The sequence below is a fragment of the Thermosporothrix sp. COM3 genome (assembly GCF_059696735.1).
Map to the genome: position 1 here is coordinate 1,184,681 of NZ_AP019376.1, position 16,615 is coordinate 1,201,295.

A 16,615-nucleotide genomic window follows, 5' to 3' on the forward strand; every position below is an offset into this window, starting at 1 on the left:
TCCCCCCTCTTTTTGTACTATTCTGGGATGCGAATTTCAACCCTTCCTGCTTGCTCGTTCCAATGGGTATCCGTGTGAAGCAGGGTGCAGAGCCGTTGCATATTCTGTGCAATACAGGTGCGCTCAGCTCCTTGTGCTCGCAGTGCACGAAAATCTTCAATTACGGTAGGATAGAAAGCAACCTGGCGGATGACCTTCTGTTCGAGTGAGACAACAAAAATCCCACTATAGTCGTTTCGCTCTACCGGATCTATCGCGTAATCATCGATAAAGTCACCGGTACAGTAGAGTATAGGTTTCTGCCGATAGATCTCGATACCGCGAACGACATGCCCGGAATGACCGAAAATGATATCAGCGCCCGCATCAATCAGGGCATGTGCGAAGGGCGGATGCGTTTCAGGCGGCTCGTAGCCCCAGTTTGGACCCCAATGCAGCGAGATGATCAGCACATCAACAGTGGGCTTGACGCGCTCAATGCTCTGGAGAAGCCGCTGCGCCTGCTCTGAGTCGCTATCAATGGGAACGTAACAGGTGCCTGCTCTGGTCGAGGTAGCGGCCCAGGCGGGTTCATTATCTGTGCAGGCAAGCAAGCCAATGGTGGTAGAGCCGGCCTGCCACCTGACCGGGGCCGCCGCATCCTGAGTGTCATATCCGGCTCCGGCCGCATAAATACCGGCTTCACGCAGGAGCCTCAGCGTGTCATAGAGGCCCTCAACGGTGAAATCCAGGCTGTGGTTATTGGCGAGGGAAACGGCATTGATCCCGGCTGCCCGCAGGACGCGTACGTTTCGGGGATCAGAGCGGAAGTGAAATACTTTGGGTGTCTCGTTCCACGGCGTCTCATGCGAGGTGAGCGCACATTCGAGGTTGCAGAGGCGGACATCAGCGGCGTGGAACAGCGGCAGCGTGTCACCCCACGGATATTCTGGGGGGTGTGCGCGGAGCATATCGTTTACCAGGCGCCCGAGCATAACGTCACCGACAAAAAGTAGCTGAAATGACTCCTGTTGCATTGCAGCTCATGCTCCTCTCTCTCCATGTACTTCTTATGCAGTAGAAGAGCGATCGAAAAATGCTTTCGCTACGCTAAACACGCATTCGGGATGCACTATGGTGTCACCTTGCTTTCTGGTCTCGCTTTTTCTGAGAATGGAATGCACCTGTGAAGAGAGAAGCATTTCTGTATTTATTTCTATTATAGAAACCGAGCGAAATGTGATATATGTAATGGGAGAGACACTATTCATGCTGGTTGGTGGAAGCGATGAAGCACGCGCTTCTGCTTTGCTGATAGGTACAATAGGAGAGAGGAAGAGAAGAAGCTATGCAACCTCATTCCAGTTTTACTGGCCTGGGCATGGGTCTGGGCACCTTGTCGCGGCTGTCGTCGGCGCGAACCCGCTCGATCAGTCCCGAGAACCGTACTGGCGAAAAGGGCAAGGCCGCGATGGCGACAGAAGGAACGGGAGCCCGCGCTGCACGCGATCTCGGGCCTGGCTGGAAGGTTTCCCCTTCGATCGAGATTGCGCCGCATACGGTGGTAACGCTCGCGGATATTCAGGACAGTGGCGCTATTCAGCACATCTGGCTGACGACGCATCCACAGCATTGGCGCTCGCTGATCCTGCGTGCCTACTGGGATGACGAGGAGAGCCCGTCTATCGAGTGCCCGCTTGGTGACTTTTTCGCGAATGGTTGGTGCGAGCGCTGTAATGTCAGCTCGCTTCCTATCGCGGTGAACCCGGCTGGTGGCATGAACTCCTATTGGGAGATGCCCTTTCGGCAGCGGGCCCGTCTGACGCTGGAACAAACAGGCGAGCAGGCCGCGATTCTGTACTATCAGATCACGTACACACTGACCGAGGTGCCGGATGATCTGGCCTATTTTCACGCGCAATGGCGGCGTAGCAACCCGCTCCCCTACAAGGAGGTTCACACGCTGCTCGATGGTGTGCGCGGCATGGGGCACTATGTCGGCACGTATCTGGCCTGGCAGTCCAACTCGTGCGGCTGGTGGGGCGAGGGTGAAATCAAGTTCTATCTCGATGGCGACAAAGACTATCCGACGATTTGTAGCACGGGGACCGAGGATTATTTTGGCGGGGCCTGGAATTTTGAGCACCCCCAGGGTGAGTATGGCAGCTATTCCACGCCGTTCCTGGGCCTGCCGCAAGTGATTCGTCCCGATGGGCTCTATCGCAGTCAGCAGCGCTTCGGCCTGTATCGCTGGCATATCATGGATCCGATCCGCTTCGCTGAGGATCTTCGAGTGACCATTCAGGCGCTCGGGTGGCGAAGCGAGGGCCGTTATCTGCCTTTGCAGGATGATATCGCTTCTACTGCCTTCTGGTATCAGAACGAGCCACATGCTCCCTTCCCTGCTTTCCCTGAACTCGATGTGCTGGAAGTGATCTAAAGGCGCTTCTGTGGCGGCTGGATCTCTCTATTCCTGTCGCCACGGTTCTCCTCATGAGGGAGAGTTACGGTCCTTTTCTGTAATGGTGTTGAATACGTTCCTGATTTCCTGTTCTCTAAAAATGCGACAATGTATGCGAGATCACGACAGCTATAGATGAAGGTCTGGAAAACCATCTCTAAACTATTGCTTTTGGAATCATAGTAATGTATCCTCAGTTTATAGAGGAAAAATGCTTGTCTGGCACAAACATCCAGATCTTTTCGCATGCCCCTCCTGTTGTCGGTATGAGGAGAGATGATCATCTCGGGTGTTCTGGTGGGAAGGTCCGGTTCCCTCTGTGATGCGCAAGCTGCATTCTTGTTGTGTTGTAGTTATCGAGAAACGATGAGAAGCCCGATCACCTCTGTGACAGGGCGCTCTCGCTTCAAGCAAGGAGGCTTTTTCGATGATGACTATTGCTCGCCCTGGTCGTGCGCGGCGCGGCGTGCTCTTTGCTGCTTTCCTCTTGCTTTGCCTGTCTCTGACGGTTGGTATTGGAGCGCCGACCGCACAAGCAGCCGCGGCAAAGCCAAAATTTCAGATGAACTTTACGACTGATGACCCCTCGCTGGCATATACAGAATCCATGTTTCGGGAGCAGTTTGAAGAGGTCTACCCGAAGCTGGTCAAGCGGTTCAACCCCGACGCGCCGCGTACGGTGACGCTTCAGATCAAGTATGTGGATGGCGTGGCCTCAACTGATGGCGCGGTAACAACGATCAGCTCAAGCTACATGCACAGTCATAACGACCTGGCAGGCGTTTACACCCATGAGTTTATGCACACTGTTCAGGCGTACCCGGAATATGTCGTCTGGCTGACCGAAGGTATTGCTGACTATGTGCGCTCTGTCTATGGCCCGAAAGACGATCCCTGGTCCCTGCCAGCTACGGTGACGCCCGAGCAGTCTTACAAGCAGGGCTACGGCATCACGGCCCGCTTCCTGCTCTGGATGGAGAAGCATGTGCGCTCGACCATTGTGGATGATGCAAATCGGGTGTTGCATGCAGGAACCTATAGCGATGATGATTTTGTGACCTGGACCGGTCAAACGCTTGATTACTGGTGGTCCTACTACGTACAGCATCCCGAGATCTAACCGACCTGGTAAAGATACCACTGGAATCAAGCCCCTGTGCTACTTGATCGCTGTCGCTCCCGGGTATCGGGAACGGCAGCGATTCTTGATATATCCGATTCAAGGAATACCGTTTTCTCCCTTTCAGGTATTGCTTGAGTGCAGGGAAATAGAGGGAGATGGAGGTATAGTCATACTGCAAATAGCATTGACGAGAAAAGCCATTTTACTCTCGTTTATAGCTGCAACGCATTCTTTTATTTTTCTGGCATGGTAGTTGAAGTGACTGTCCGCTGTGGCAGTCAAGGAGGACGCATATGTCACATCTGGCTCAAAAGAGGCGCCTGCCCGTGCTTGCGCTTCTGTTCCTCTCACTCCTGGTCGTGGCTTGCGGCGGGAGCACGAACCAGACGGGCAATAATACGGGCAAAGCACCGGACGATCAGCAGATATTTGTGACCCCGATCACCGGTGTTTCCAATATTGCCACGTTTGATCCCGCGCGCGTTGGCGATACACCTTCTTCGAAAGCCGTCAATATGGTGTACACAGGCCTGGTTCAACTCAACAATAACCTTGAGGTCTATCCGCAGCTTGCGAAGGACTGGCAGCAGTCGGAGGACGGCCTGACCTGGACTTTCACGCTGAAGCCGGACACGAAGTTCAGCGATGGCTCGCCGCTCACCTCGAAGGACGTTGTCTACAGTATTGATAGAGCGTTTGATCCTGCTCTGAAGAATGCCGGAGCTGCGTTCTATCTGGGAAAGATTAAAGACTCCGAGAAGCGGATTGATGGAAGCCTGAAAAGCCTGATTAATCATAGTCTTTTCGCTCCTGATCCTCAAACCGTGAAAATCGTGACAAGTGTCAAAGCACCCTATTTCCTGCAAGCGCTGACCTATCCCTGCTCGTGGGTTGTCAATGAGAAGCTGGTGCAGAAGTACGGTATTGACAAGTGGACCGACCATATGACCGAGGCGGTGGGCGCCGGTCCCTTCATTGTGCAGAAATATCAGCCCGGCAATGAGATTGTGTTTGTCCCCAACCCGAACTACTATGGTGACAAGCCGCAAATCAAGAAGGTGGTCATGCCCTTCTATCGCGACACGAAGACCGTCTACAAGTCGTATGAGACCGGCCAGGTGCATGAGGCTCCTGTTCAGACGGCCAATATGGAGCAGGCGCGCCAGTTGCCGAAAAATCAGCTCAAGAGCGTGTTGCAGTTGAACACCTTCTACTATGTGATGAACTACCTGACTGTTCCCTTCAATAACCTCAAAGTTCGACAGGCGTTTGCACTGGCAATCGATAAGGAGAAGATCGCGCACAATGTCTATCATGACCGCGTCAAGGGGACGAACAACTTTGTGCCGAAGGGGCAGCCGGGGTATAACGAGAATATCACTGCTCCAGATGGTGAGAAGAGCGTGAAGGGGAATCCGCAGAAGGCGAAACAGCTCTTTGAGGAGGGGCTGAAGGAGCTCCATCTGACCCGCGATTCTCTGCCGAAGATCACCTTCACGGTCGCGACGAATGGGTCAATCGACGTGAAAAATGAACTGGAAGTCGTGCAATCTATGTGGAAAAGTGCGCTCGGAATCGAGGTCACTATTAATGATATGGACTTTAACCAGCGCAATTCCTATGTGAAGACCGGGAAAAACAATGCGAAAGGCCCGATGCTCTGGTCAACCGGGTGGGCCGCCGACTATCCCGATCCGCAGGACTGGCTCGACCTCTTCCTTGATGATCCCGATGGCGGAAACAGCACCAATTTCGCACATAACAATTCTGATACGCTGAAGCAGCAACAGGATATTCAGGCGCTCATCAAGAAAGCAGACGAGACGATGAATACCGATGAGCGTATGAAGCTCTACAATCAGGCAGAGCAGCAGCTTATCAATGATGTAGCACTGATCCCCATTTATCAGAAGCTCGGCTACACGGTGCGCAAGCCGTGCGTGGTGGGCCTGACCGATAATGCACAGGGAATTGTGCCACCAAACGACTGGGCGCATGTCTACATCTCGAATGAGACACCCTGTGCTCGTACCGAGAAATACCGCTAACGCCTCTCTGGAAGCGTCCCGAGGGAGAATGGAATAGTCTGTTCTCCCTTTTTTGTTTCCCCGGGCCCTGTTTGACAGGAGCTGCCTTTTTCGTCTATGATAATGACTGACCGGTCAGTTATTAAAAAGAGGACATGGAGAAGAAAGGAGTCAAGGGCATGACGCTGGCTAAACAGCGGCCTCGAGGGCTGACGCGGCTTCTGGCAAAGCTTCCGCTGTTATTGTATCGGGTAGGGCTTGGGTGGCTGCTCGGGAAGCTCTTTGTGCAGATAACTCATCGAGGGCGGAAGAGTGGTCGAATCCGCCAGACGGTGCTGGAAGTGCTGCGATACGACCGCCGGACGCATGAGGTGGTGGTGGTCTCGGGCTGGCAGGGACGGACCGACTGGTATCGCAATATTCAGCGCGAGCCCGCGTTATGGGTTACGATCGGGCGGATCTCCTATAGGCCTGCTCAGGAACTGTTGTCTCCTGAAGAGACGTACGCCGTTGTGCGCGAGGTGCTGCGGCGCCGACCCCGCGAGGCAAAGGCGCTCGGGGCGGTTCTGGGTATCGATTTTACCGCTCCTGATGCCGAAGCGCAGGTTACTCGTTTGTTTCGGGGCGTGCGTTTCTGGCCCGCGTATCTGTCGAGGCAGGACGATAAATGAAGGTTTTGAAGTGGGTACAGGTGTGCCAACCCAGGCGACGATAGAGCGGAAACCCCATCGGTGTGGCCTGAAGCGTGGCATAGCGGTGCCCGGCCTGACGCGCTTCCTGCATGGCTGCTATTGTGATCGCTGTCCCGATGCCGAGCCGCCTGGCATGCGGAACCGTGGCGATTCCATAGAGCCCGACCGTTCCGCCGCCTTCGACCAGCAGGGCGGTGGCGACTGGCTCGTTGTTTTTGAACCCGAGGAAGAAACGGAGCGAACGATCAGGAGAGAAACCGTACCGCCTGTAGAGCCCATTGAAGACCTGTTGCAGTGCTTCGGGGAAGCCAAAACCGGTGCAGAGCACAGAGAGCCAGGAAGCGAGCATGCTGTTTTCTGTCACCTCGCGCACGCTCACGGTGGAGGCGGGCGCGCGCCATCGGGCCAGGTCGATTGCCATGCCGGGTACCTCTTCATCAAGCGACCAGCCACGCTGAGTCAGGCGCTGTTCCAGATCGTTGGGGCGCGTGGTGGGACCGACCAGGCAGGTAACGGCAGCCTGACGGGCACGGGCCTCGCGCTCGATTATTGCTAGAATAGTGTCGGCCTCTTCGGGTGCGCAGTGGAAGCGAGAGACGCCATTACAGAGCGCCAGCTTGCTTGCTGAAAAGAAGGCGGTATAGCGCGCGTCCCGATGAAAATCGGCCTCTAAAGCGCGTCCCAGTCGTTCGTATGCGTCTAGCAGGTTGGCCTCGATCGCGTGCACAAGTGCGTTCTGCATAGCTCCCTCCGGTAGCTGGCTGTCTCTCTCTTGTATTGTATGCCTGTGGTTCCAATGCTTCCCCTGCACCGGGTAAAAATGCGTACAGAGGAAGCAAAGGTTCTACTTCATTTCGATAAGGACACCTTCATTCGGGCGTAAGTGAATCTCGGTGAGCGAGATGTCTCCTTCCCGATCCAGGTGCGTCGAGAGGCGAATGACGCCCTGCTGCTGCCCGGGAAGCGTGACGAGCTGCTCTTCATTCGAGAAGTTGAGCGCAATCAAGCAGGTTTGCGCGCCATACTGGCGCAGGTAGACGATGCAAGACGCGTTCTCCTGATCGATCGTTTGCTGCGTGCCGATACGGAGCGCCTCTGACGAGCGCCGCACTTCGAGCAGCCGCTTCACAAGTGTGAGCATGGAGTGCGGATCTTTCTGTTCGACTGCCACATTACAGGTGTCGGCATCGCTGGATACGGGCAGCCAGGGCATGACGCCTTCGGGGCAGAAACCTGCTGCATAGCTGGCATCCCATTGCATCGGGGTGCGCTCAGGATCGCGGCTGTAGAGCGGGTTTTCCTTGCCCTGTGGGTCATGCATCAGCTCCGGCGGAATGGGAACATGCTGCATGCCGAGCTCGTCACCGTAGTAGCAGGTTGGTGTGCCGCGCAGGGTCAGGAGCAACATCTGAGCGATGCGTGCCTGCTCGCGTCCTACCCGGGCCGCGATGCGTGGTTTATCGTGGTTACCGAGCACCCAGTTTGGCCATGCGCCCGCTGGTAGAGCAGCTTCGTAGTCATCGATGGTCTTGCGAATAATGCTTGCTTCCCAGGTGGGGAGCGTGACAAGCTGGAAGTTGAAGGGAAGATGTGCTTCGTCTAGCTGCTCGCCATAATAGGACATCAGGCGCGGCACGGGCAGGTAGATTTCGCCGATCATCACCCGATCCCCGAACTCGTCCAGCACGGAACGCATCTTCTGCACCAGCGCGTGAATGCCCGGCTGATCTTCGGTGTAACGAGGAATCAGGCGAGTAAAGGAGGGATCGCCTGGCTTCCAGTCGGGGTTGACAGGATTGTCGCGGAACTGTTCATCTTTGAGCAGCAGCCAGAGCACGTCCACGCGGAAGCCGTCAATGCCGCGTTTGAGCCAAAAGCGCAATACATCATACATTGCTTCCTGTACCGCTGGATTGCGCCAGTTCAGGTCCGGCTGCTTGACATCGAACAGGTGCAGATAGTATTGCCCGGTCTGTTCGTCGAACTGCCAGGCCGAGCCGCCAAAGTGACTGGTCCAGTTGTTGGGTGGACCGCCATCAGGAGCGGGATCACGCCAGATATACCAGTCGCGTTTTGGGTTGTCGCGGCTGGAGCGCGATTCCTGAAACCAGGGGTGTTCGTCGGAGGTGTGGTTTGGCACGAAATCCAGCAGGACCTTGAGGTTTCGCTTGTGTGCCTGCTCAATCAGCGTATCCATATCTGCCAGAGTGCCAAAGAGCGGGTGAACATCCGTATAATTGCTGATGTCGTAGCCAAAATCAGCCATAGGGGATGGGTACATTGGTGAGAGCCAGATAGCGTCAACACCGAGCCAGCGGAGATAATCCAGTTTTTGTGTAATGCCGGGAAGATCCCCCACGCCGTCCCCGTTGCCATCGGCGAAGCTGCGCGGGTAGATCTGATAGATCACGCTTGTTTGCCACCAGGACTGTGACATTCGTTACGGGCTTCCTTTCTGTCTTGCTATCGCATTGATATATTCTTATACTATAACCACTGCAATGGAAAAAAGCAACGAGATTGCAGCAATACTGTGTGTCTCCGCTTCAATGCGAGAGGGAAGCGCTTCTACAGGAGCGGGGGGCGCGAAGAAGCAAACAGAGAAGGGAGCCGATGTGACTCCCTTCCCTGCCTTGCTGAGCGAGAACAGCGATCGATATCGCCACTGTTCTGCGGCTGTATCAGGCGAGCAGCGGCGATATGCGAGCGTTCAGGCTCAGGTGCGAGTGCTGTTTTTCCTCACCCCTTCGATGAGTCTCCCGAATCGGGCTTGACCGGCGATTTGCGCAGAGAGATCATTTTCTGGATGACCATGAAGATCAGCGAAATGATCGTCTGCACCGCGATGCTGGCGTTCAGCGTGGCCGTGGTGGAGGCGTCGTAGTGATGCCGATACCACAGCGCGTAGACCATCGCTCCGTTGTAGCTACAGAAGCTCCCCAGGAGCGTGATCCCGATCGTTGCCAGGATCCTGCGAGCCCAACGGTGTTCCCTGCGAGACGGCGGGTACCTGTGGACGCTGATGAAGTCCATCCAGCCGTCTGTGAGGGTCCGTCCGCAGCTGAGCAGAGACGGGAGAAGCGATCCCCCGTACAGCACGACGGCTGCGAGACCTGTCGGCCTGTCTTGCGCCCCCACGCCGAACAGAAGCGGCAGGAAGAAAAGCAGCAGACCGGTCAGGCCGGGCAGCAGCCCCACGAGCAGGAGCAGCCCGACGACGGGGTGCATCCCCCGAAGTCGCCACCGCTCTTTGCGCCACAGCGAGCGAAACGCTGTGAGGTAGTCCCGCCACACCTGTATGTTCTGTGCGACGATCAGCAGCGGACGGAATGCCCATTTGCTCAGCGACTGCACCCCGTTGCTGATGACCAGGATCGCGGGGGCCGAGGCTGCGAAGAAGCCCCCGTACCACTCTCCGCTCTTGATGCCGATGAAGTTGCTGACGACCGGGCTGAGCGATCCGATGCCCAGGGCGGTCAGCAGCCCCCATCCCCACTTGACGTCGTGCAGCGGGGAACGGTTCTCCCGTCGCGTGAACGACAGCCAGCCGTTGAAGAGCACGCCCGAGGCCTCGATGAGCGGCGGAGCCAGGAAGAAGTATCCCTGGACGAATGCTCCGAAGCTCGTTTTGTCTCCGTTGGCTCCCACCCCTTTCAGAAGGGGAATGAGAAAGACACCGATCCCCGTGGCGGTGAGCAGCAGACAGAGGCCGACAACGGCCTGTACGAACCAGTGTGCGGATGCTCCTCGTGAGCGATCCAACCGCGCAATCATTGGGATCCTTCCGTTGAAGTTGGCGGTTCGGGTTGTACGTTCCTGCTGAATAGGAGGTACGTACTTTTATGCTGTTCGTCTGTGCTGTTCGTCCGGTCAGTTTGTCGTAGGTTGACTCCTTTGCGTTGGTGATAGTATGCGCGATGCATCTGAACAGGCGAGCTGTCGTCAGGTCGTGTAGAAAGTGATACAGCGATCCCTCAGGAGCGTTTCGCTCTCGTTCGCCCGAGTGACAGCGCGTTCGATGGTGCATAGCGACGATTCCATTGACGCTTGTATTGTATCAAGCATAATTGCAAATTACCAGGAGAACTATTCCATGCGGAATGGAATATAGGAGAAAATACTTATATGTGTACCCCTTTATAGGTATGGGTTCCTCTGGATTGCAGCCTGCAAGGAGCACACACGAAAGGGGAAGAGACGGTAGAATGGAGAACAGGTTGCGCAGTCATGAGACCACGCAGCCTGCTTTTTTCTGTCTGAGGAGAAGATAGGGAAGTCTGGAATCCGGGCGTGCGTCCTTTACCCTTCCTCGTTTACACTGAGGCAGGTTGTTCCACAACTCTTATAGCAGGTGTTCGCCGTTGCCAGCGCGACCGGCTGTATGTCGCTGGATGGAGCGCTGACCCGAATATCGAGCTCAAAGTCATCTTCAACAGGAGTGTCATGTTCCAGTTCGATCAGGGCTTGTTCCATAGCGTTTCTCCTTTCCTTGTAAAAGACATCGCTCGTTAGTGTTGCGGGCAGTGGTAGAGCGTTTCGCAACCGGGATTGCAGGAGTTAAACGTTGCCAGTGCGGTTGGTTGCGCATCGCTGGCCGGGGCGCTGACCCGAATATCGAGCTCGAATTCGTCCTCGAAGGCAGCTTCCTGTGTCAGTTCGATCAGGGCTTGTTCCATAGCGTTTCTCCCCTCTCCTTTAAGAGAATATTCATTTTAAGTAAGTATACACTGTTTTTATGATTTTTTCCAGACTCAAACATATCTGGATTGAAATTAGAGAGATACAGGAGTAAAGCGCTTGTGTAAGCTGAACCTTATTTTGTAGAAATAAAGCTGGCTGGCGCTATATAGGTGCCATTCTGTTTTGCATAATGAATGCTTCCATGCAAGCGAAACAGGAGACAATAGCACGGTGCTGCCGAAATGCGCCGGTGATGCGGCTTGTCAATGAAGCAGAAGAGCCAGGTGCCACTTGTTTTTTCTGCTTGCTTCGGGTATGCTGGTACTGAATGCGAGTGGCGAGAGAGGTGCAGAAGAGGCAAGGGAGGGAGCGCGGATGATGGGAACCCGGGGAGAAACATCGATGAGCGTCGCCGACTATTTGCGGCTTGATCGAGCTAGTGAGGGCGTGCGCTATGAGTATCTGGACGGTCGGGTGTACGCGCTGACGGGCGGGACTATTGCCCATGCTCGTATTGCCTCAATTTTACGAAATTGCTGGATACGCATCTACAAGGGAGCCCCTGTCGGTTCTATACCTCAGATGTGCGGGTGCAACTGGCTGCGTCCCGGTATGTGTATCCCGATGTGACGGTGAGTTGTGCGGAAAGGGACTGGCAAGAGCAGGAAGACACAATTCAGGCTCCTCGTCTGGTGATTGAGGTGCTTTCACCGAGCACAGAGGCCTATGATCGCGGCAAGAAGTCGGGCGTGCCCTTCCATCGAAGTGTATCTATTGTTAAGTGCGACAGAACGCGTAAGTAGAGAGATTTCGGCGTCGGGGCGAGATGTGGAGTTATCGGCGTTGTACAGGTGAAGATGCGGTAATCTGTGCCTGTGTGAAGGGGACGTTTGCGCCGGATGCAATCTATGAATATGTGACCTTCTCGTCGGGAGGTGCCTGAGCCCGCGCCGGATGCGCTATGAGCGGTCGCGTTTTGTTATTGTATGGCTGAGTGTTTGTGCTACCCTATCCTCAGCCCTTCTCTGGAACAGGATGCAGCTTATGTCATCAGCAGAATCCACCTTGACCTATACGTCTCCCACAACCATACAGCAGCGTGTCTGGCAGCCCTTGCTTGAGGAGCCGCTTCGTCAGCGGGCACTGGAAGCTGCTCGATATGTTGCGCTGCGCATGGTCGACCCGGAGGTTATTCAGCAACAGGCCGCACAGGCAAGCAAGCAGATGAGTGAACCCGCTCCCTGGCTGCCGTCTGCGCTGTCGTCGGGCGTGTGTGGGGTTGCGCTGCTGCACGGCTTTCTGGCTCATCACTCCCCTGAACATGAGCAGTATGTCCAGCGCCTGCTTCACCATGCCGCAATGAGTACCCGTGAGCAGCCGATCCAGTCTCCGGGCCTTTTCGCGGGGACTACCTCTCTGCTGATTACCCTGAACCTGCTCAGTAATGGGGGCAAGCGCTATCAGAAGACGCTGGCAGGCTTGCGCAAGGCGCTCTTTGAACAGATAGAGCAGCAAAGGTACTGGAGGTATGGGCTGGAGCGTGTCGCTGAATATGATTATGATGTCATTTCCGGTGCATCGGGTGTGCTGGTCTGTCTGGTTATGGGCCCGCCCGCCGACGAACTGACACAACAGATGATCGCGCGCCTGATTGACTACCTGATCTGGCTGTTGGAGCCGCACCAGAGATATGGAGAGGAGCGCTGGTGTATCAAGCCTGAGGCGATCATCTCGCCGAGCTTGCGCGCGCAGCATCCGCAAGGCTATTTCAATTGTGGGCTGGCACACGGACTTCCCGGGCCGCTTGCTGCCCTGTCGCTGGCCTACCTGGCTGGTTATCGCTATCCCCGGATCTATGATGCCATCGCTAGCGCCGCCGACTGGCTGGCCGTGCATCGCCTGGACGATGAGTGGGGGGTGAACTGGCCCGCGGTGGTACCTATCGAGGTGGCGACACCTCACGGAGCCTGGGCGCACTTGCCGGTGGCTCGGGCTGGCTGGTGTTATGGCGCTCCGGGAGTGGCTCGAAGCCTCTGGCTTGCCGGGCATGTCCTGGAAGAAAGGGCAATCCAGCGGCTGGCAATCATGGGAATCGAGGCCGTGATGCAGCGTCCTCCTGAGCAGCGCATGCTTCTCTCTCCGACGCTCTGTCATGGCGTTGCCGGGCTGCTTCAGATCTGCCTGCGCTTTGCCCATGAGAGCGAGAGCATCCTTGTTCGCGAGCAGATCCCGGCGCTTGTACGGCAGATTCTTGACACCTTCAATCCGGATTTCCCCCTCGGCTTTCGCGATGTGGAGAGGCCGGGTGTCGCGGTCGATCAGCCTTCATGGCTGGAAGGCGCTCCGGGCGTGGCGATGGCTCTGCTGGCGGCTGCAACCGAGATTCCCCCGACCTGGGATCGCATTTTGCTTATTTCCTGAGAAAAGGAGAGAAAAGGGTACATGACGGAAGGACTGTATGCACCCGCTGACTTTTTCATGCTGCGAGCGCCTGCCCTGCCTGCTGAGGTGTTCCTTCGGCTTTCTGAGACGGCTGAAGACAGAGAGGCCTGCTATCGTCTGTTGCGCGAGCTTGCCGAGCAGCCTCACTGTGCGCTTGCTCTGGCGGTAGCAAGCCCCTCGCTCTGGCAGACGATCCAGCGGCTTCCTCAGGCGAAGCCTGCGGCGGTGAAACGCGCTTATGCCGGGCTGCTGCGCTACCTGATTCGGATGAGCACGCGCCCGACGCCCTTTGGCCTGTTCTCAGGCGTCACAACGGGCACATTTGCCGATGAGACCCGGCTGACCCTGGCCTCTCCTCCGGTGCAGCGCTTTCGCACTCGACCCGATATGGACTGGCTGCTTGCCCTTCTACAGCAGGCGGAGGGGGCGAAGGAGGTCGTGACACAGCTCAAGGTGAGAGCGAATCAGACGGCTTATCTTGCGGGGGGACGCCTGCGCCTGCCCTACGCCGATACGTATGGGCAGCGAGATAACCGCTCGATCTCGCTACGAGCTACTTCCGTTGTGCTCAAGGCGCTGGAACTGGCGGCACAGCCCATTCCTTATACAGAATTGCAGGCGGCGCTGCTTCGGGCCTTTCCTCAGGCGAAGCCATCGCAGGTTGAGCGCTTGTTGTGGCAGCTCTGGGAGCACCACTTTTTAATCAGCGACCTGCATCCTCCCCTGACTGATGCTCGCCCCGCTGCCTATCTTGCTCGTCAGCTCGCCGCGCTCAAGGGGGTTGAAACGCTTCACGACGGTTTGCAGGCTGTTTTACAACAGACAAGCGAGTTCGATGCAGCCGGAAATGCAGCCAGCATCGAGCAGCTTCGGCAGGTTGAGGCACGACAGGCGAGCCTTGTTCCCGAGGCGCAGGAGAAGGCCCGGGTTCAGCTTGACGCGGCTCTTCGCCTGCACGAGACGACGCTTCATCAACAGATCGGGGTGGCCGCCGCACAAGCCGCTGAACTCCTGCTGCGCCTGACGCCTTTCCCTGAAGGTTTGCCTCATCTCAAAGAGTATCGTCTGTTCTTTCTTGAAACCTATGGGGAGGGGGTTGAGGTGCCGCTGCTTGACCTCTTGCACCCGGAACAGGGCCTCGACGCGCCTCCCGGCTACGATCAGCCTCGGCGCTCCTATCCGCTCCCACCCGGCCCGAACGCCCCCGACACCCGAAAATGGGATGAGCAGCTTCAGGCGCTGGTTGCGGAAACGATCAACCGTCAGAGTGTGGAGCTGGAGCTGACCGAAGCGCTGCTGAAGCGGCTTGAGCGCTGGTCTCCGGTCGCGGAACAGGCTCCGCTCTCGCTGGAAATCTATCTACAGGTGCATGCGGCGTCGCGTGAGGCGCTGGACAACGGCGAGTGGTGCGCGGTGCTCGGGCCGAATTGGGGCTCTCCCAACGCCGGGCGCACGTTTGGACGCTTCTTTGATCTGCTGGATGAGGAGGGGATGCGGCATCTACAGCAGTTGACCGAGCGTGAAGAGGCGCTTCTACCCGAGACTATCTTTGCTGAGTTGAGCTATCAGCCACGCGAGGCCCGAATGGCGAATGTGGCGCTTCGGCCTCCACTGCGGCGCTATGAAATTGTGGTCGGGACGACGCCCTCTGTGCCTCCCGAGCGGGTGATCTCGCTCAATGATTTGGTCGTGGGGGTGCGCAACGGGCGCTTCTATCTTCGCTCGCAGCGGCTTGGCAAGCAGGTGATTGTCTCTCAATATCACATGTTGAATCCTCGTCTGGCACCCAACGTGTGCCGCTTCCTGAGCGAGCTGAGCATGGATGGAGTTCCCTGCCTGAGCGCCTTCGATTGGGGCAGGCTGAGCGGATCGCCCTTCCTGCCACGCGTGACGTATCGGATGGGCCCGCATGCGAGGCTGGTGCTCAGTCCCGCGCAGTGGCAGCTTCGGGCCGACACGGTGCAACCGGAGGGGACGGGCAGCGAGGAAGAGCGCTGGTTTGCGGGCTTGCAGCACTGGCGCGAGCGGTGGCGGGTGCCGCGCTATGTCTATCTGGCTGAGTTCGATAATCGCCTGCTGCTCGATCTGGAGCACCCGGTCATGGTCACTGAGTTGCGGGATGAGCTTGGCAAGCTGCAACAGGATCGCACGCTGACGCTTCAGGAGCTGCTTCCCGACTTTGAACATCTCTGGTTGCGCGATGAGCAGAGTGCTTCCTACTTTTCGGAACTCGTGGTCCCGCTGCTCCGTGCTGCTCAACCTGCCGCACAGGCTGCTCCTCTGACACCTTGCCGGGCGATCTCGCGGGTCGAGCGCAGCTTTTTCCCCGGGGATCGCTGGACCTATATCAAGCTCTATGCCGCTCCCGGGCAGCACGACGAGCTGATTGCTGGCCCGCTCCGCGCCCTGATTCGGATGTTGCAGGAGCAGCGCCTGCTCGATTGCTGGTTCTTTATTCGCTATATCGATCCTCTGCCACATCTTCGGGTCCGCTGTCGGGCTCGCGACGAGCAAGCAATTGAGCCATTGCTGCTGGCGATGCTTCGTCACAGTCGCCATCTGGTAGACGCTGGTGTGATCCAGTCGTATGCGCTCGATCCATATGAGCGGGAGGTGGAGCGCTACGGCGGGCCCGAAGCAATCGAGCTGTTGGAGCAGGTATTCTGTCTTGATAGCGCGGTTGTCAGCAACCTGATTGCGGCTCAGCAAGCGCAACGTCTCACGCTTGATCCGCTGGAGATCGCTGTCTTTTCGCTGCACCAGTTCTTCACCAACTGGGGCTATGATATCGATCAGTGCCTGCAATGGCTTCGCAAGCGCACGCAGACGTATGCGTTTAGCGCTGAATATCGCCCGCATCGCCGTCAGTGTTGCGAGCTGCTGGCCCCCTGGGAACCCAGGCCGCCCGCGAATGTTGTGGAACAGCGCGCGCTCCTGCTTACGCTGACGCATGGGCCAAGCGCCGAGGGTGCGGATAGGGGATCAATCGCGCAGGAGCTCAGGAAGCTTGGCGATCAGGTGCGGGAGCTGGCAAGCAGAGGGGGGCTCTGGGTGTCCGAGGAAACGCTGCTCGAAAGCCTGGCACATATGCATAAGATTCGTTTGCTGGATCTGGATCGAGAGCGCGAGCGCCGCCTGTATGCTTTCTGGCGCCACACCCTTGAAAGCATCAAGCGACGGCCCACGAAGCGGTAGCAGCGGCCTTGTGGCA

16 protein-coding genes are annotated in these 16,615 nt (G+C 56.9%); 10 read left to right on the forward strand and 6 right to left on the reverse strand.

Annotated elements, in window-relative coordinates; genetic code table 11:
• Positions 1 to 17: 17 nt before the first annotated feature.
• Entirely contained in the window at positions 18 to 1,016 is a 999-nt protein-coding gene (locus KTH_RS05110; protein ID WP_111323444.1) for a CapA family protein, read from the reverse strand.
• 311 nt (positions 1,017 to 1,327) lie between these two features.
• Here KTH_RS05110 and KTH_RS05115 point away from each other — a divergent pair, with 311 nt between their 5' ends.
• From KTH_RS05115 to KTH_RS05130, 4 genes are all read left to right on the forward strand, one after another.
• Entirely contained in the window at positions 1,328 to 2,419 is a 1,092-nt protein-coding gene (locus KTH_RS05115) for a glycoside hydrolase family 172 protein (RefSeq protein ID WP_111323446.1), read from the forward strand.
• A gap of 448 nt (positions 2,420 to 2,867) precedes the next feature.
• Positions 2,868 to 3,560 (forward strand): basic secretory protein-like protein, encoded by a 693-nt coding sequence (locus KTH_RS05120; protein WP_111323450.1) that lies wholly within the window; start codon positions 2,868 to 2,870, stop codon positions 3,558 to 3,560.
• A gap of 296 nt (positions 3,561 to 3,856) precedes the next feature.
• Positions 3,857 to 5,611: a peptide ABC transporter substrate-binding protein gene (locus KTH_RS05125; RefSeq protein WP_111323451.1), complete on the forward strand. Its 1,755-nt coding sequence runs from the start codon at positions 3,857 to 3,859 to the stop codon at positions 5,609 to 5,611.
• Positions 5,612 to 5,769: 158 nt separating this feature from the next.
• On the forward strand, positions 5,770 to 6,261 hold the full coding sequence (locus KTH_RS05130) for a nitroreductase family deazaflavin-dependent oxidoreductase (protein ID WP_170142644.1): 492 nt from the start codon (positions 5,770 to 5,772) through the stop codon (positions 6,259 to 6,261).
• Here the strand turns inward: KTH_RS05130 and KTH_RS05135 are convergent.
• Together KTH_RS05135 and KTH_RS05140 are read right to left on the reverse strand one after the other, a co-directional pair.
• On the reverse strand, positions 6,197 to 7,024 hold the full coding sequence (locus tag KTH_RS05135) for a GNAT family N-acetyltransferase (protein WP_497616879.1): 828 nt from the start codon (positions 7,022 to 7,024) through the stop codon (positions 6,197 to 6,199). The two genes, KTH_RS05130 and KTH_RS05135, sit on opposite strands and share 65 nt — an antisense overlap.
• A 102-nt stretch (positions 7,025 to 7,126) precedes the next feature.
• Complete coding sequence (locus KTH_RS05140; RefSeq protein ID WP_497616882.1) at positions 7,127 to 8,719, reverse strand: alpha-amylase family glycosyl hydrolase; 1,593 nt, start codon at positions 8,717 to 8,719, stop codon at positions 7,127 to 7,129.
• 112 nt (positions 8,720 to 8,831) lie between these two features.
• On the opposite strand from KTH_RS05140, the gene KTH_RS05145 reads away from it, so the two are divergent.
• A complete protein-coding gene (locus tag KTH_RS05145) occupies positions 8,832 to 9,056 on the forward strand; it encodes a hypothetical protein (protein WP_211326183.1) in 225 nt (74 codons plus the stop codon).
• Here the strand turns inward: KTH_RS05145 and KTH_RS05150 are convergent.
• Positions 9,022 to 9,315 carry a hypothetical protein gene (locus KTH_RS05150; protein ID WP_137686002.1) on the reverse strand — a complete coding sequence of 98 codons (294 nt, stop codon included), beginning with the start codon at positions 9,313 to 9,315 and terminating at the stop codon, positions 9,022 to 9,024. The two genes, KTH_RS05145 and KTH_RS05150, sit on opposite strands and share 35 nt — an antisense overlap.
• Here KTH_RS05150 and KTH_RS05155 point away from each other — a divergent pair.
• Entirely contained in the window at positions 9,295 to 10,035 is a 741-nt protein-coding gene (locus tag KTH_RS05155) for a hypothetical protein (RefSeq protein WP_137686001.1), read from the forward strand. The two genes, KTH_RS05150 and KTH_RS05155, sit on opposite strands and share 21 nt — an antisense overlap.
• Before the next feature lie 546 nt (positions 10,036 to 10,581).
• Here KTH_RS05155 and KTH_RS05160 read toward each other — a convergent pair.
• Together KTH_RS05160 and KTH_RS05165 are read right to left on the reverse strand one after the other, a co-directional pair.
• Complete coding sequence (locus KTH_RS05160) at positions 10,582 to 10,755, reverse strand: FDLD family class I lanthipeptide (RefSeq protein WP_170142645.1); 174 nt, start codon at positions 10,753 to 10,755, stop codon at positions 10,582 to 10,584.
• Between the two features lie 35 nt (positions 10,756 to 10,790).
• Complete coding sequence (locus KTH_RS05165) at positions 10,791 to 10,958, reverse strand: hypothetical protein (RefSeq protein WP_170142646.1); 168 nt, start codon at positions 10,956 to 10,958, stop codon at positions 10,791 to 10,793.
• Between the two features lie 295 nt (positions 10,959 to 11,253).
• Between KTH_RS05165 and KTH_RS05170 the strand changes: the two genes are divergently transcribed.
• The 4 genes from KTH_RS05170 to KTH_RS05185 all read left to right on the forward strand — a co-directional run bounded on the left by KTH_RS05170 (position 11,254) and on the right by KTH_RS05185 (position 16,599).
• Positions 11,254 to 11,592, forward strand: a complete 339-nt coding sequence (locus tag KTH_RS05170; protein ID WP_137686000.1) for a PDDEXK family nuclease — start codon at positions 11,254 to 11,256, stop codon at positions 11,590 to 11,592.
• Positions 11,496 to 11,765 (forward strand): Uma2 family endonuclease, encoded by a 270-nt coding sequence (locus tag KTH_RS05175; protein ID WP_111323456.1) that lies wholly within the window; start codon positions 11,496 to 11,498, stop codon positions 11,763 to 11,765. Before KTH_RS05170 ends, KTH_RS05175 begins: the two co-directional genes overlap by 97 nt.
• 241 nt (positions 11,766 to 12,006) lie before the next feature.
• The gene (locus tag KTH_RS05180) at positions 12,007 to 13,383 is read left to right on the forward strand and encodes a lanthionine synthetase C family protein (protein WP_497616887.1); all 1,377 of its coding nucleotides are present in this window, start codon (positions 12,007 to 12,009) and stop codon (positions 13,381 to 13,383) included.
• Between the two features lie 21 nt (positions 13,384 to 13,404).
• Positions 13,405 to 16,599, forward strand: coding sequence for a lantibiotic dehydratase (locus KTH_RS05185; protein ID WP_497616890.1), 3,195 nt, complete (start codon positions 13,405 to 13,407; stop codon positions 16,597 to 16,599).
• Positions 16,600 to 16,615: the final 16 nt, after the last annotated feature.